This is a genomic window from Methylobacterium indicum (assembly GCF_017347565.1).
GTDB lineage: Bacteria > Pseudomonadota > Alphaproteobacteria > Rhizobiales > Beijerinckiaceae > Methylobacterium > Methylobacterium indicum.
This window is the reverse complement of sequence record NZ_AP024145.1, coordinates 5,182,496-5,197,854: the sequence shown is the minus strand read 5'-3', so window position 1 is coordinate 5,197,854 and position 15,359 is coordinate 5,182,496. Positions and strand designations below refer to the sequence as shown.

Below are 15,359 nucleotides of genomic sequence, written 5' to 3'. Positions count from 1 at the left end.
TGCCACCATCCCGGCTTCGCGACGGCGCCCGCCAAGAGGCGCCCGGAGGAGACCGGCAGAGGGATTTTTTGGGATATGGCGCAAGCTTCCAACGCCCAAGGTACGCCGACCAACGACAACGTCGTCTCGACCGCCCGCGAGGGCGCGGTCGCGGTGCTGACGCTGCAATCCGGCCCGGTCAACGCGCTCGGCACCGCGCTCCGCCAGGGCCTCCTGGCGGCGGTCGAGGCTGCGGAGGCCGATCCCGCCGTGACGGCGATCGTCCTGATCGGCGGCGGCCGGATGTTCTCGGCCGGGGCCGACATCACCGAGTTCGGCAAGCCGCAATCGGGCATCGGCCTGCCCGACCTCCTCAACCGCATCGAGGCGGTGGGCAAGCCGGTCGTCGCGGCGATCCACGGCAACGCGCTCGGCGGCGGGCTCGAGACCGCGCTCGCCTGCCATTACCGGGTCGCGGTGCCCTCGGCCAAGGTCGGCCTGCCGGAGGTCAAGCTCGGCATCCTGCCGGGGGCTGGCGGCACCCAGCGCTTGCCGCGGGTGGTCGGGCCGCGCAAGGCCCTCGACGTCATCGTCGGCGGCTCGCCGATCGGCGCCAAGGCGGCGGCCGCGATGGGGCTCATCGACGAATTGGCACCGGAGGACGGGCTTCGCGCCCACGCCATCGCCTTCGCCGAGCGGGTGGTGGCGGAAGGCCGGCCGCTCCTGAAGATCCGCGACCGCGACGACAAGATCGCCGAGGGGCGCGAGAATCCGGGCCTGTTCTCGGAATTCCGCGAAGAAAATGCCCGCAAGACCCGCGGCTTCGAGGCGCCGGAGGCCTGCATCGCCTGCATCGAGGCCGCCTGCCGGCTGCCCTTCGACGAGGGGCTGGCCTTCGAGCGGGCGGAATTCCAGAAACTCGTTTCCGGCACCCAGTCGGCGGCGCAGCGCTACGTGTTCTTCGCCGAGCGCCAGGCCGCCAAGATCCCGGACGTGCCGGACGACACGCCCGCCCGCCCGATCGCCCGCGTCGGCGTGATCGGCGCCGGCACGATGGGCGGCGGCATCTCGATGAATTTTTTGAACGCCGGCATCCCGGTGACGATCGTCGAGACGAAGCGCGAGGCGCTCGACCGCGGCCTCAAGACCATCCGCACCAACTACGAGAACACCGCCAAGAAGGGCCGCCTCAAGCCCGAGGACGTCGAGACCCGGATGGGCCTCCTCACCGACACCCTGGAGCTCGAAAAGCTCGCGGAATGCGACCTCATCATCGAGGCCGTGTTCGAGGATATGGGCATCAAGAAGGAGATCTTCTCCAAGCTCGACACCATCGCGAAGCCCGGTGCGATCCTGGCCTCGAACACCTCCTATCTCGACATCGATGCCATCGCGGCGATGACGAACCGGCCGGCCGACGTGATCGGCATGCACTTCTTCTCGCCGGCCAACGTCATGCGCCTGCTGGAAGTCGTGCGCGGCGAGAAGACCGCCAAGGACGTCATCGCCACCGCGATGCAGATCGGCCGCAAGGTCGGCAAGATCCCGGTGCTGGTCGGCGTCTGCCACGGCTTCGTCGGCAACCGGATGCTGGCCGAGCGCCAGCGCGAGGCCAATCGCCTGATCCTGGAGGGCGTCACCCCCTGGGACGTCGACCGGGTGGTCTACGAGTTCGGCCTGCCGATGGGCCCGTTCACGATGAGCGACCTCGCCGGCCTCGATATCGGCTGGAGCCGGGAGACCAACAAGTCGGAGAGCGTGCGCGACCTCCTCTGCGAGCAGGATCGCCGCGGCCAGAAGACCAGCGCCGGCTTCTACGACTACGACGCCAAGCGCAAGGCGACGCCCTCCACGGTCACCGAAGAGATCATCGCGCGTGTCGCCGAGCGCCAGGGCGTGAAGCGGAAGGCGGCGACCGACCAGGAGATCCTGGAACGCACCCTCTACCCGATGATCAACGAGGGCGCGAAGATCCTCGAAGAGGGCAAGGCGATCCGGGCCTCGGACATCGATATCGTGTGGATCAACGGCTATGGCTGGCCGGTCTATCGCGGCGGCCCGATGTTCTGGGCCGACACGATCGGCCTGCCCAAGGTGCTGGAGCGCCTGCGCGCCTACGAGGCCGAGTACGGCGAGGCGTTCAAGCCGTCGGCCTTGCTGGAAAGACTGGCGGCCGAGGGCAAGGGCTTCAAGGACCTGTAGCGCGTCTGAACCCTCCCCCCCCCTCTGCGGGGGAGGGTGCCCCGCGGATGCGGGGCGGGAGAGGGGACGCCGCTTCCGGATATGGCGGCACCGTTCTGACGGACGCCCCCTGGATCAGCGTCGCGCTGCCCCTCTCCCGGCCCCTGCTCACGCAGGGTCCACCCTCCCCCGCAGAGGGGGGAGGGTTCGGCGTCGCGCCGACCTCTTCAAGACAACAAACCCTCCAGGAGGCACCCCATGGACCTTCGCTTCACCCCCGAGGAGCGCGCCTTCCGCCAGGAAGTCCGCACCTTCTTCCAAGAGAACCTGCCGCAGGAGATCCGCCAGAAGATGATCGACGGGCGCCACCCGTCGAAGGACGACATCGTCACCTGGCAGAAGATCCTCAACAAGAAGGGCTGGGCGGTGCCGAACTGGCCCGTCGAGTGGGGCGGCACCGGCTGGGACCCGGTGCGCCAGTACATCTTCCTGGATGAACTCCAGAGCTTCCCGGCCCCGTCGCCGCTTCAGTTCGGCGTCTACATGGTCGGGCCGGTGATCGCGCAGTTCGGCAACGAGGCGCAGAAGAAGCACTTCCTGCCCCGCATCGCCAACATCGACGACTGGTGGTGCCAGGGCTTCTCCGAGCCGGGCTCGGGCTCCGACCTCGCCTCGCTCAAGACCAAGGCGGTGCGCGAGGGCGACCATTACATCGTCAACGGCCAGAAGACCTGGACCACGCTCGGCCAGTACGCCGACTGGATCTTCTGCCTGGTGCGCACCGATGCCACCGTGAAGAAGCAGGAGGGCATCAGCTTCCTCCTCATCGACATGAAGACGCCGGGCATCACCGTGCGGCCGATCCAGACCATCGACGGCGGCCACGAGGTCAACGAGGTCTTCTTCGACGACGTCAAGGTGCCGGTCGAGAACCTGGTCGGCCAGGAGAACAAGGGCTGGGACTACGCCAAGTTCCTGCTCGGCAACGAGCGCACCAACATCGCCCGGGTCGGCGTCTCCAAGCAGCGCATCCGGCGCCTGAAGGAGCTGGCGGCGATCGAGCGGATCGGCGACACCCCGATCCTGGAGAACCCGCGTTTCCGCGAGAAGCTGGCGGCGCTCGAGATCGAGCTGAAAGCGCTGGAGATGACCCAGCTGCGGGTGGTGGCCGCCGAACGCACCCGGGAGAAGGGCAAGCCCGATCCGGCCTCCTCGATCCTCAAGATCAAGGGCTCGGAGATCCAGCAGGCGACGACCGAATTGCTGCTGGAGGTCGTCGGCCCCTACGCCCTGCCTTACGTCTCGGAAGACGAGGGCGACGAGCCCTTGAGCAACGAGCCGCCGGTCGGGCCCGACTGGGCGGGGCCGGCCGCGCCGACCTACTTCAATTGGCGCAAGATCTCGATCTACGGCGGCTCGAACGAGATCCAGAAGAACATCATCGCGAAGGCGATTTTGGGACTTTGAGATCCAACCCTCGACCTCATCCTGAGGTGTCAGTCCATCGCAGATGGACTGACCTCGAAGGAGGGATCCAGGGACCACCGAGACATCTGGAGCCCTCCTTCGAGGCTCGCTGTCGCTCGCACCTCAGGATGAGGTCGCGGGTGGGATGAAGATACGCAGCCGCGCCGAGGCGCCGGCGAGAACGGAAACGACCCGATGGATTTCGATCTGAGCGAGGAGCAGCGCCTCCTCAAGGACAGCGTCGAGCGGCTGCTGACCGACCGCTACGACTTCGAATCCCGCAAGCGCTACGGCCGTGAGACCGAGGGCTTCGCCAAGGCGATGTGGGCGGCTTACGCCGAGCAGGGCCTGCTCGCGGTGCCGTTCTCGGAGGAGGATGGCGGCATCGGCGGCGGGCCGGTCGAGACGATGATCGTCATGGAGGCGTTCGGCGGCGCGCTGGCGCTGGAGCCCTATCTGGCGACCGTGGTGCTCGCCGGCGGCGTGCTGCGCCATGCCGCGAGCCCGGAGCAGCGGGCCGAATGGCTGCCCGGCCTCATCGCCGGCGAGACCCGCTACGCCTTCGCCCACAGTGAGCGCCAGGCCCGCTACGACCTCCACGATGTCGGCGTCACCGCGCGCCGCGACGGCGACGGGTGGGTGCTGGAGGGGGAGAAGTCGCTGGTCCTGCACGGGGACAGTGCTGACCGGCTGATCGTTTCGGCCCGCACCGCCGGCTCGCGGCGCGACCGCGACGGCATCGGGCTGTTCCTGGTCGAGGCGAATGCCGAGGGCGTGTCGCGCCGCGGCTACCCGACCCAGGACGGGTTACGGGCGGCGGAAGTCTCGCTGTCCTCGGTCCGCGTCGGGGCGGAGGCGGTGATCGGCGACCCGGCAGGCGCGCTTCCGGTGATCGAGCGGGTGACCGACGAGGCGATCGCCGCACTCTGCGCCGAGGCGGTCGGCGCCATGGACCGGATGCACACTCTGACGGTCGAGTACCTCAAGACCCGCAAGCAGTTCGGGGTGACGATCGGCTCGTTCCAGGTGCTCCAGCACCGGGCCGCCGAGATGTTCATCGCGCTCGAACAGGCCCGTTCGATGGCCTTCCTCGCCACCATGATGGCGGGCGAGGACGATGCCGAGGAGCGCGCCCGGGCCATCGCCGGAGCCAAGGTCCAGATCGGCCGCTCCGGCCGCATCGTCGGCCAGGGCGCGGTGCAGCTGCATGGCGGCGTCGGCGTCACCATGGAGTACAGCGTCGGCCACTACTTCAAGCGGGTCACGATGATCGACCAGCTGTTCGGCGATGCCGACCACCATCTCGGCCGCGTCGCCCGGATGGGCGGGCTGATCGCCGCCTGACGCGGGATCGAGCGGGAGATGAATCCCGCTCATCTCGGCGCGGATAAAACTCGTTTGAGTTCCGCCCCGGGCGATTGTTGGGTGATCGTGCCTCAAGAGCACCCGACAATCCCCGGGAGGGAATCCAGATGACCGGCACCGAGCCGCGCGCGCTCGCGGATGCGATCCGCTTCCTGTCCATCGACGCCATCGAGCGGGTGGGCGAGGGGCATCCGGGCACGCCGCTCGGCGCCGCCGACACGGTGACGGCGCTCTTCACCCGCCATCTCAAGTTCCTGGCCCGCGAGCCCCTGTGGTTCGACCGCGACCGCTTCGTCGAGTCGAACGGCCACGGCTCGATGCTGCTCTACTCGCTGCTCCACCTCTCGGGCTATGCGGGGATCGGGCTCGACGACATCAAGCGCTTCCGCGAGCTCGGCTCCCCCTGCGAGGGCCATCCGGAATACGCCCCCGCCCACGGCATCGAGACCACCACCGGCCCCCTCGGCCAGGGCATCGCCAACGCCGCCGGCATGGCGCTGGCCGAGGCTTATCTGAACCGCTGGCTCGGGCCCGACCTCATCGACCACCGCACCTACGCGCTCGTTGGCGACGGCTGCCTCCAGGAGGGCGTCGGCCAGGAGGTGATCTCGCTCGCCGGCCACCTGCGTCTCGGGAAGCTCACCTTCCTCTGGGACGACAACCGGATGACCGACGACGGCGCGATCGACCTCGCGCTGAGCGACGACATGGCGGCACGGTTCCGCCTGAGCCACTGGCACGTCCAGGAGGTCGACGGCCACGACATCGAGGCGGTCTCGGCCGCCCTGCTGCTGGCCAAGGCCGATCCGCGCCCCTCGATGATCCGCTGCACCACGGTGATCGGCCGCGGCCTGCCCGGCGTCGAGGGTACCCGGGCCGCCCACTCCGCCCGCATCCCGGCTTCTTTGAGCGAGGCCGCCCGCAAGGCGCTGAACTGGCCCCACCCCGCCTTCGAGATCCCGGACGAGATCCGGGCCGCCTGGCGCGCGGCCGGCGAGCGCAACGCGCCCGAATTCGAGTCCTGGACCCGCCGCGTCGCCGCCCTGCCGCCGGAGCGCCGCCGCCTGCTCGACCGCCTGCGCGACGGCAAGCTGCCGGAGGGCTGGGAGGCGCCCCTGCGCGCCTTCCGCGACGAGGCCGCCCGCGCGGGCACGGCGCAATCCGGGATCGCGCTCTCGGGCGAGCTGGTCGACCGCCTCGCGGACGCCATTCCGGAACTCCTCTCCGGCGCGCCGGACCTGGAGGGCGCGACCCAGCACAAGCGCAAGCTCAAGGCCTTCACCGCCGAGGACCAGGGCGGGCGCTACGTCCATTACGGCATCCGCGAGCACGCCATGGGGGCGATGATGAACGGCATGGCCGCCCATGGCGGCGTGGTGCCGGTCGGCGTCACCTACCTGGTCTTCTCCGACTACCTGCGCCCGGTGCTGCGGCTCGCCGCCATGATGGGGCTGCCGGTGCCGTTCGTGTTCAGCCACGATTCGGTCGGCATCGGCCGCAACGGGCCGACCCACCAGCCGGTCGAGTACCTGGCCTCCTTGCGCGCCATTCCCAACATGCTGGTCCTGCGCCCGGCCGACGCCGTCGAGGCGGCGGAATGCTGGGAGATCGCGCTCCGGACCCGCACCGGCCCGTCCTCGCTGATCTTCGCCCGCCAGGCCCTGCCGGCGGTGCGGCGCCAGGCGGGGTCCGAGAACCTGTCCGCCCGCGGCGCCTACGTGCTGGAGGAGGCCACCGGCCCCCGCCGCGTGACGCTGCTCGCCACCGGCTCGGAAGTGGCGCTCGCCGTCGAGGCGCGCCGCCGCCTGGAGGAGGAGGGCATCCCGACGGCGGTCGTCTCGATGCCGTCCTGGGAGCTGTTCGAGCGCCAGGACACCGCCTATCGCCGCGCCACGCTCGGGCCCGGCACGGTCCGGGTCGGCATCGAGGCGGCGGTGCGCCTCGGCTGGGACCGCTATCTCGGCGAGGAGGGCGGCTTCGTCGGCATGAGCGGCTTCGGCGCCTCGGGGGCGGAAGCCGATCTCGCCCGGCATTTCGGCCTCACCCCGGAGCGGGTGGTGGAGGAGGTGCGGGCGCGGCTCGGCACCGTCTGAGCGGAACTCCTGCAGAGCGACCCGACAGTCGCGATTCCCCATCCGATTGCCTCGTCGTGAGGCATCGACCGGCTCGGTGGAATCCCGGGCTACGGCCGGGGCGAGGCGCTGGCCGCCGGGCGCGACGGATAGCGTCGAGCGGCCGGCACGTTGAACCGGATCCCGGCGCGATCGGGTGGGGGGCCTCGCTGCGCGCGCCAGCCTGCGCCGCGAGGTTGCCGATCAACAACCGTGGGCAGTCCTGGAAAGAGAACGGCCTTCACCGCTCGTTCTTCCGGCCGATCCGGACACCGGATGACGCGGGCTACGCAGATGTCGCCGAGTCGGACACTGGTTCGGCGGCAAAAATCTGCGACAAGACAAGAACCTGAGCGGGCGAAGCGTTGGCCTGCCAACGCAAATCTGCTCAGGTGGCGGACGGCCTCACCTTCCACGGTCTGCGCCACACCGGGGCGACGCAGACGTGCCGGCTCGATTTCGACACGCGCACGATCGCCCACATGCTCGGCCAGGAGACCGAGGACATGACGGCGCATGACTTGCGGGAAACCGACCTCGGGCCGAAGCTGAGCGGGGGTTGGCGACCAAGCTGGTTGAGCAGCACAGGAAGCGCGAGGGGAGTGTCCAACCGTGCGGGCCGGGTTGTCTAACCGCCCGCCAAGCCAGTTGAAAATCGAGCGCTCGATGCCTGGCGAATAAGGTGGCTGGGGGACGTGGATACGGATCCACCGGACCGCCACACGAAAACCTGATCTGCTACAGGCGCTTAGCCTCGCTACCGCCACAGAATGTGTAGCAGCAGAGTGGAGCGGCGGCAAGGAAGAGCGCTAGAGCCAGCCTGCCGACGACAGCGCACGGGGCACCCCGTTGCAGAGCCCCCGTTCATCCGCCGTCGATGTCCCGCATGCGCTTCTGCCCTCTTGAATTCAAAGCTTTGGCAGAGGGTACGAAGGTAGAGTCCGGGGAGGGTGCCACGTTGGGCGCGCGGCGAGAGACGGGGACGAAGCACTCAGGCCGCGCGCTCGCCCTGTGCGTGCGATGGCCGGCCTGTGCGATCTGGGAACGGTGTCGGCCCCTGGGCCGGTGCGGGGGTTGTGCTTTTCTCGTTCTCCATCCCCTGTGCGGTTCGGCTCTCCGGCTGCAGGGCGGTGAGGTAGTCGGCCGCCCGCGAGGCTTGGGTGGCGGCGTGACTGAGTGCGCGCGGGTCCGTCCGCAGCAGGGGGGCCCAGAATGCGCAGTAGGCAGCGTGGTTGGGGTGGGGTGTGCGCGCGAGGCCGAGGTCTGCCAGCACGAAGGCGGCGCCGAGTTCAGCTGTCAGTTCCTCGGCGGCGTAGGCGCGGGCGCCGAAGCGGCCAGTGAGGTCGCGGGCGAGGCGGTGGGGGGCGCCGGTCCAGTGCACGAGTTCGTGGGCGAGCGTGCCGGCGTAGCCTTCGGGCGTTCGGAACGCGCTCCGCGGCGGCAGGTGGATCGTGTCTGTGGCCGGGACGTAGCAGGCGCGGGTGCCGCCCTCGCGGATCGTCGCGCCGGTGGCCGTGACGAAGGCGTGGAAGGCCGGAAGCGGTGCGGCTGGCGACGTGAGGGTGGCGATGTCCACGGTCGGAGGAGCGGCATCGACCTGGGCGACGTTGAAGACGTGGGCGGCGCGGGCGACGAAGGGGGCGCCGTCGCGCGGGTCGGTGTCGCCGGTGTCGGTGCGGGCGCTGCGGGGCAGGTCCTTGTAGAACAGCACCAGCGTGCCGCGCTCGGCCTTGCGGACCTGCGCGCCGAGGGCGGCCCATTGCTGGTAGGTGGCCCAGCGCGCATCGGCGTAGCCTTCGGCTTGGGCTACGCACCAAAGGGCCAGCACGTTGATGCCGCGGTAGCGCCGGCCGGTGCGGGCGTTGCGCGGCATCGGGTCGGCGCCGTGCCAGGGCGGGGTCCAGGAAGCGGGGTCGGCGGTCTCGATCTGAGCGAGGATGGCGGCGGCGACGCGGGCGTGCAGATCGGTGGGGCGCGGGTCGGCGGGCATGGGCGGTGATCCGGGAACCCCATCGGGGGCGTGGGTCCGGGTTCCCGCTCCCGCGGCGTTCGTTCACCGGGCTGCCTGGGTCGGCGTCCGCGTGCCCCATACGGCGTGGGGGGCTACCTGCCTGGAACTTGGTGGACGTTGGAGGGAGGCCGGCTTGCTGAAGGCAAGGCTTTGCCGGGCGCTGGCAAAGCCTCGTTCGTCCGGGGCGAGTGGAACTCGGAGCCACGCCGTCGGTCGACCGGCGGATCGACGTGCGACCCCACAAAGGGCAGACCGGGGCTGTGCTGTCGGCCTTTATGCACCGCTTCCCGTCAGCTTGGACGGCCAGCGCGGACAGGCCCCGCCGCTCGATCCGGCTGACGGCGGAGTGTCCCGGAGGTCGGGGCGACCCGTTGCCTCCTCCTGCGGTCCGTCCCGGTGTCGGGGCGGGACCGCTTGCTGCCGATGCCCTTCGGCGTGCGACCCGGCGGTCCCCATCCCGCATGGCTGGCGGTGGAGGCTCGGGGCGAGCGTGGCTCTTTCCCTTGGCGGGACAAGAGGTCCGAGACACGCAGTCTCGGCGGAGCAGCGTTTTGGCACGTCGTGCGCGTTGCGGCCGGGCGTTGGGCAAATCGAATCAGCAGGGTTACCGCCGAAACGAGCCCAGCTCGAGCCGGGTTCGCCTAAGAGAGCTTCTGCGCGACAGGCGATGACGCTCTCTGGACTTTCTGCGAACGGATGAGAAAATTCACTGCGTTAGTTCACTTTTTCGTGACCGAACGTTGGATATTCTACCGCTGGTTGTGTCTTATGCGTCTGTTATTGCGCCGCTCCGCCCGATGAGCACTCGTCAAGCCATTGTGAAATATGAACCATATCGGCTACGACGATCGGTACTGGCGCTCTGCTTCGGTTGTATCAAAACAACTTATGGGCCCTTCTATAAGGGCCAAAGACTAAAAACCCACTATTTTACTTAAATTCGTGATTTTTGCTTGTGCTCGCGCTTTTTGGATGCTTGATGAGCTTGCCGACGGCGACCCCGAAGTCGTTACCGGTAAAATCCAGCTAGAACGGCAGATGGGCCATGCACATCGAAGATCACGGCGTGCCTCGCGGCACGACAGAAGACGCACGTCTCGAATCTAACACTTCTACACAAGGCGCTGTTCACGCATCCAGCGCGATTTTACCCCCCTCCGAATGCGCGCCCGCAGGGCCCTATGGGGCACCCGAGGCCAGCACTCAGTCGCCAGCCGATGCACCAGAGCTGTCGCCGACGTCCAATGGTTTCGGGGCGATCGAGCGGATGGACCAAGTGGCCTTCTTCGACCGAATCGAGAAGGTATCGAACTTGGAACAGCGAGCGTTCTTGCTGCGCTGCAGTCGCTTCAAGCCGTACGACGAGCGCTCACGCGGCCTAATCGCGTCGGTGGCCGACGCGGGCCTGGTAGGCGCCATCGTCCAGCACCTGCTGCATACCCCGCCGCCGATGCCTGCTTCGATCATGAAGCCGATGCGCCTCCCGCGTCCCCCGAGACTCAAGCGTGTGAAGCCGCCGAAGAGCCTGATCGAGTCTCTCCTCGGCGAGGACGACGCCGCAGCCTGAACCCCGCGGGGATCAAAAGGCACCACCCTGTCGCGTCCGAGACCATGGCCACGGACCGACACCCTGTCATCCAGAGTGATCCATCACGCACGTATCCGCCGCAGCGGGTCGCTCTGTCCGATTACCTGGGAGTGCAGAAATGCTTGATTACGACGATGAGAAGTCGTTCTTCGAACGGCCGGAAGAGGAGTTTTTCCTGCCCTACGCCGATAGCCATCAGCGTGCGATGCGAGATGCCATCGTCGGCAGCAGTATGGCCGTGTACCTAGAGCAGTTTCAGCCGCAGTCGCGCTATATCAGGCGGATGCAGCTCTGCGTAGCACATCAGGCAGTGGCGTTCGCTAACCATCAGGGGGCCATCCTCAACGTGCAGATCACCCTGGCCTGGGATAGGATTGGTTACCGTCACGGCCAGGAAGTCGATGCGGCGCACCGTCTCTTAATGCAGGCCCAACGCAAATTCATGCGGCGTTACGGGGTGCCGAACTACAACTACACGGTTTTCGAGCGCTCCCAGACGTTTGGCCTCCACTCGCACAGCGGGGTCCATGTCCCCGTGCACGTGTACCCCCAGTACCGGCGGTGGCTGGAACGGTACGTCAAGCGCATCGACCGAGTGGGCTTCAAACGACGCCTCCACGTTCGGCGCCGCCGAGAGACGGCCGTCGCGCGTGCGATTGAGGAGCAGTGGCGCTGGTTTCGCTACTGCATGAAGGGAGTCGACCCGGCGCTCAACGCGCGCGAGCGCGATGTCAACGGCTTGGCGCCCGACGACACATTTACCGGCTTCTATGGTTTGAAACACCGGTACTCGGGCATCGTGACCCTTCAGCGCGTGCGGGTGTCGCAGGACATGCTCAGGAAAGCTAGGCAGGAGGCAGGGTACCCCGAGCGCTACTACCTGATCGATGGCGAGCATCGGTACGACGACGCGGAGTACCGACGCGGGGAGGGCGACCGTCTGACGGAGATGCTTCGACGCGATCTGATCTAGCAAACAGGCCTTTGGGGCATCAAGGAGACTGCGCCGCCTTTAAATAGATCGGCCTTCATTCCGCGTCCTCATGAACTCGTATTTAGAGAAGCCCGCCGGGGATCCCTGGCGGGCTTCTCTGCGTTTGCGACCGTTCGCAACGTAAGCTTTCTCGGTGATCGGGATGCTGTTCCGCCGAGCAACATCCGAGGCGAGGCGATCCGTCGACCGATCATCCGTGGGCCTCAGCGTACCGTCCGAGACGGTCTCGGTGATAGTCGTTGAGGGCGCCTCCGTTCGGCCGCCGGGAAAACTGCCACTTTCACCACTCCGACAGGAATGGACATTTGTCGGGCCGAAATGGCAGGCCGCCTTGAAAAGATATTCTGGTTCAATAGCTTGCGCGCTTCGCTGGGGCAGGCGGGCCAAGACGGTCATTTGAGGGCCTAGCTGTGCGGCACCCAGGGTAGTGACCGGCCTCGGGGCCCCGGGGCCCCGGGCGTGATGGATCGTGGTGGGGCGCCGGTTCCAGAGTGTGATTAGGCGTGGAATAAGGGCTCTGACGCACTCTCGGTGCAGACGAGTTCACGCCGCTCCAACCAGCCGAGCTTCAAGCAGGTCAAGATTGGCACGGCCGAACATCTGCCGCTTCACCAGCTTCAAGCGGGTGATCTGCCCTTCAGTCTGTCCGTTCGACCACGGCTCCGTCAACGCGGCAGCGACGGCTGCCTTGTCCTTCACGAGCCCCGCCGCGAAGGATCCCAGCAGGCTGGCAGCCGCCCTCTCGATCCAGCCATCGAGGTCAGCGTGACGCCGCTTCCGAACCATTGCCTGGAAGGCGCTGACGAGGGAGCGAGCCTCCACGAGCCCCGTCACCTCGGTCTCGACCGTCGCCACGACCACCGCGTCGGCTTTCGTCAGGCCATCCCGCGCGATCGTCAGCAGACGCGCGAGCCGACGAGCCGACGGAACCTGGCCAGGTGCGCCGTCCGGGACCTGCTCGCTGCGGCGCTGCCGTGTCGCCCACTCTCCGACCACCCGCAAACTACCGGTGAACCCTCTCGCACGAAGTTGCCGCCACAGCTCCGCCCCGTTCCGGCAGCCCGCCTTCCACTCGCCCTCCAGCCAGGGCAGATGAGCCTCCAGGCTGCTCTGGCGGGAGCGGAACACGTCGCCCGTCAGGCCGCGCACCACGTTGCGGACGAGCTTGCGGCTGTGGCCGGTCGTGCGAGCGATCGTCTTGATCGGCACGCCTTTCCGCGAGAGGGCCAGGATCGCCTCGCCCGTCGCCTCCCGACGCAGATAACCTTCGTACCGCAGACGCTCGGCACGGGTCAGCCGCTCAGGGTCGACCGTCGCGGTGCCCACCGCCTTGCGGATCGCCGGCATCGACCGGCGCACGGCGTCGAGGAAGGCAGCGCTGGCGTTCTCCATCAGGTGCCAGCGATCGGCGGTCTGGACGGCATCGGGCAGCGCCCGCGTCGTGGCCTCCCCGTAGCCGCCACCACGATCGCGTGCGACGATGGTGATCTCGGGATGAGCCGACAGCCAGGCCTCCACTGTGCCGCTCTCGCGATCCGGCAGCAGGGCGAGGGTGCGCCGCCGCTCCAGATCGACGATGATGGTGCCGTAGCGCCGTCCACGGCGGAACGCCCAGTCGTCGATGCCGATCACGCGCGGCGCCTCCACCGGTCGCGCGGCGTGCCGGCGCACGCTGCGCAGCATCGTATCGCGACGGGCGGGGACGACGAGCCGGCGGCTGAGACGCTCCGCAGGCCTGCCGCCGAGCGCGAGACCGAGGTGGTGCACGATGCTCTCGAGCCGGGCGGTGCGCCGGGCATAGGGGCCGGCGAGATCCGGACCCAGCCGTTCGGCGAAGATCCTGATCGGGCAGCCACTTGCGGCACAGCGGAAGCGGCGGACGACGACCTCGATGACGGCCTGCCTGCCGGCGATGGGCAAGTCCGCAAGGGTTCGCGTGTAGCGGCTGTGGACGCGGGATGAGGGCTGATCGCAGCCAGGACAGCGGGCCGACGCGGCTACGGGCTGCGCGATGATGGTGATGCGATCGGCAAGCTCCACGCGATCGACCAGGATGCCGGGCGGGGCAATCACGTCGGGGTGCAGGCTGGGAGCCATGGCAGGATCTCCAACGGCCAGAGCCGAGATCCATCAACCCACATGCACCGAGAGTGCGTCAGAGCCCCGATTGGACGCCGATCAGGGGTCCCGTTCCGATGCCGTTTGACACCAGAGGGCCGGGCCTTGGAGGGCTACCAGTGGGCGATGCCGAGGGCACCCAGTTGCTACCGTAGCTGTCGCAAGGGGCTTCGATCGGAGCGGCGCAGGTATGCTGGGAGCCCTTCAGGTGACGATCAGCGGAAGTCTAGCGTGCGTACCCGGATCGCGGGGGTGGCCTCGTTCACATTGGGTGCCCCGATTCCGTCGATGTGCAGGTCGGGGGTGAAGATGTCCCAGGGCTTCGGCCCGATCGGACCCGCGGCCTCGGCTCCTCCGGCGCGGTCCGACGGACGCCCGCGCAGGTCGGGGCTGCCTCCATGCCGCGCCTCGTCCCCGCGGCTGGTCATCAGGCGGCCTCGATCGAGATCGCCGATTCATTGCAGCCACGGTATCAGGTCGTCGGGTGCCTCCGCCACGACGTGCGTCACCCCCCCACCCTTGCTGCTGCACGACAGCAGGCCTGCCTCGAGCACGATCCCCCGGCGCCGCTCAAACAGGCTTGGCCAGACGAGGAGGTTGGCCACTCCACCCCTCGTCCTCCAGCGTGATGAACATCACCCGCCTTGGCCGATCCGTAAGCGCTCGGTGAAGGCCGCCTTGTGCCTGTAGTGCTTTGCTCTGGATACAGTGTCTGGCGTCAGATGGCGCTGTATCGGCCCTGTGTCTGGACCTATGACCAACTCTCCTCACGTTGTCGTTGCGGGCACCCGCCGCGTCTGGTCGCTCGAGCAGAAGCGCGCCATCCTGGCCGAGGCGGACGATCCCGCCACGACCGCCTCGGAGGTAGCCCGCCGGCACGGTCTGCACTCCAGCCTGCTGTTCCGATGGCGGCGCGCCTTGCTGGCCGAGCAGCAGGCCTCGGCTGCCCCACCGACCTTCGTCCCGCTCGCCCTGCCGCCCCCGGTCACGACGGCAGCCGACGTGCCGGCCGGGCCGGGCCTGATCGAGATCGAGCTGTCTGGCGGGCACCGGGTGCGGGCGGCAGTCGGGGCGGACCTGGCGCTCCTGCAAGGCGCGATCGCCGCGCTGCTGGGTCGATGATCCCCGTCCCGTCCGGCTCCCGCGTCTGGCTGGCCACCGGGCACACCGACATGCGCAAGGGCTTCGACGGGCTGGCCGCCCTCGTCCAGGACCATCTGGCGCGCGATCCGTTCTCGGGCCAGGCCTTCGTGTTCCGCGGGCGGCAGGGCCACCTGATCAAGGTGCTGTGGTGGGACGGCCAGGGCCTGTGCCTGTTCGCCAAGCGCCTGGAGAAGGGCCGCTTCGTCTGGCCGTCCACCGCCGGTGCCGCTGCCGCGTTGACGCCGGCCCAGCTCGCCATGCTGCTGGAAGGCATCGACTGGCGCACGCCGCTGCGCACCGATCGGCCGACGATCGCAGGCTGAGAGCGGCAGACTACCGAGGTGGCTGCGTCCGTGGTCAGGGCCGGTGGCGACGGCCCTCGGCAAGGGCTAAGCTGTTGGC

12 protein-coding genes are annotated in these 15,359 nt (G+C 68.4%); 8 read left to right on the top strand and 4 right to left on the bottom strand.

What is annotated here, in order from left to right; translation table 11 throughout:
* Window positions 1-75 precede the first annotated feature (75 nt).
* From miv_RS24105 to miv_RS24090, 4 genes are all read left to right on the top strand, one after another.
* Window positions 76-2,181, top strand: coding sequence for a 3-hydroxyacyl-CoA dehydrogenase NAD-binding domain-containing protein (locus miv_RS24105; protein ID WP_207179346.1), 2,106 nt, complete (start codon window positions 76-78; stop codon window positions 2,179-2,181).
* 237 nt (window positions 2,182-2,418) lie between these two features.
* On the top strand, window positions 2,419-3,627 hold the full coding sequence (gene pimC, locus miv_RS24100; protein ID WP_207179344.1) for a pimeloyl-CoA dehydrogenase large subunit: 1,209 nt from the start codon (window positions 2,419-2,421) through the stop codon (window positions 3,625-3,627).
* 195 nt (window positions 3,628-3,822) lie between these two features.
* On the top strand, window positions 3,823-4,971 hold the full coding sequence (locus miv_RS24095) for an acyl-CoA dehydrogenase family protein (RefSeq protein WP_207179343.1): 1,149 nt from the start codon (window positions 3,823-3,825) through the stop codon (window positions 4,969-4,971).
* A gap of 128 nt (window positions 4,972-5,099) precedes the next feature.
* Window positions 5,100-7,085, top strand: coding sequence for a transketolase family protein (locus tag miv_RS24090; protein ID WP_207179342.1), 1,986 nt, complete (start codon window positions 5,100-5,102; stop codon window positions 7,083-7,085).
* 1,009 nt (window positions 7,086-8,094) lie between these two features.
* Here miv_RS24090 and miv_RS24085 read toward each other — a convergent pair.
* Window positions 8,095-9,093 carry an ArdC family protein gene (locus tag miv_RS24085; RefSeq protein WP_207179341.1) on the bottom strand — a complete coding sequence of 333 codons (999 nt, stop codon included), beginning with the start codon at window positions 9,091-9,093 and terminating at the stop codon, window positions 8,095-8,097.
* Between the two features lie 1,066 nt (window positions 9,094-10,159).
* Here miv_RS24085 and miv_RS24080 point away from each other — a divergent pair.
* Window positions 10,160-10,681, top strand: a complete 522-nt coding sequence (locus tag miv_RS24080) for a hypothetical protein (RefSeq protein WP_207179340.1) — start codon at window positions 10,160-10,162, stop codon at window positions 10,679-10,681.
* A gap of 139 nt (window positions 10,682-10,820) precedes the next feature.
* Window positions 10,821-11,675, top strand: coding sequence for a hypothetical protein (locus miv_RS24075; protein ID WP_207179338.1), 855 nt, complete (start codon window positions 10,821-10,823; stop codon window positions 11,673-11,675).
* Between the two features lie 564 nt (window positions 11,676-12,239).
* Here miv_RS24075 and miv_RS24070 read toward each other — a convergent pair.
* The 3 genes from miv_RS24070 to miv_RS24060 all read right to left on the bottom strand — a co-directional run bounded on the left by miv_RS24070 (window position 12,240) and on the right by miv_RS24060 (window position 14,419).
* Window positions 12,240-13,793 (bottom strand): ISL3 family transposase, encoded by a 1,554-nt coding sequence (locus tag miv_RS24070; RefSeq protein ID WP_207179337.1) that lies wholly within the window; start codon window positions 13,791-13,793, stop codon window positions 12,240-12,242.
* Window positions 13,794-14,029: 236 nt separating this feature from the next.
* Window positions 14,030-14,242 carry a hypothetical protein gene (locus miv_RS24065; protein ID WP_207179336.1) on the bottom strand — a complete coding sequence of 71 codons (213 nt, stop codon included), beginning with the start codon at window positions 14,240-14,242 and terminating at the stop codon, window positions 14,030-14,032.
* Between the two features lie 27 nt (window positions 14,243-14,269).
* A complete protein-coding gene (locus miv_RS24060) occupies window positions 14,270-14,419 on the bottom strand; it encodes a hypothetical protein (protein ID WP_207179335.1) in 150 nt (49 codons plus the stop codon).
* Between the two features lie 148 nt (window positions 14,420-14,567).
* Between miv_RS24060 and tnpA the strand changes: the two genes are divergently transcribed.
* The gene (gene tnpA / locus miv_RS24055; protein WP_060847240.1) at window positions 14,568-14,936 is read left to right on the top strand and encodes an IS66-like element accessory protein TnpA; all 369 of its coding nucleotides are present in this window, start codon (window positions 14,568-14,570) and stop codon (window positions 14,934-14,936) included.
* Window positions 14,933-15,280 (top strand): IS66 family insertion sequence element accessory protein TnpB, encoded by a 348-nt coding sequence (gene tnpB / locus miv_RS24050; RefSeq protein WP_060847241.1) that lies wholly within the window; start codon window positions 14,933-14,935, stop codon window positions 15,278-15,280. Before tnpA ends, tnpB begins: the two co-directional genes overlap by 4 nt.
* The last annotated feature ends 79 nt before the right edge of the window (window positions 15,281-15,359 follow it).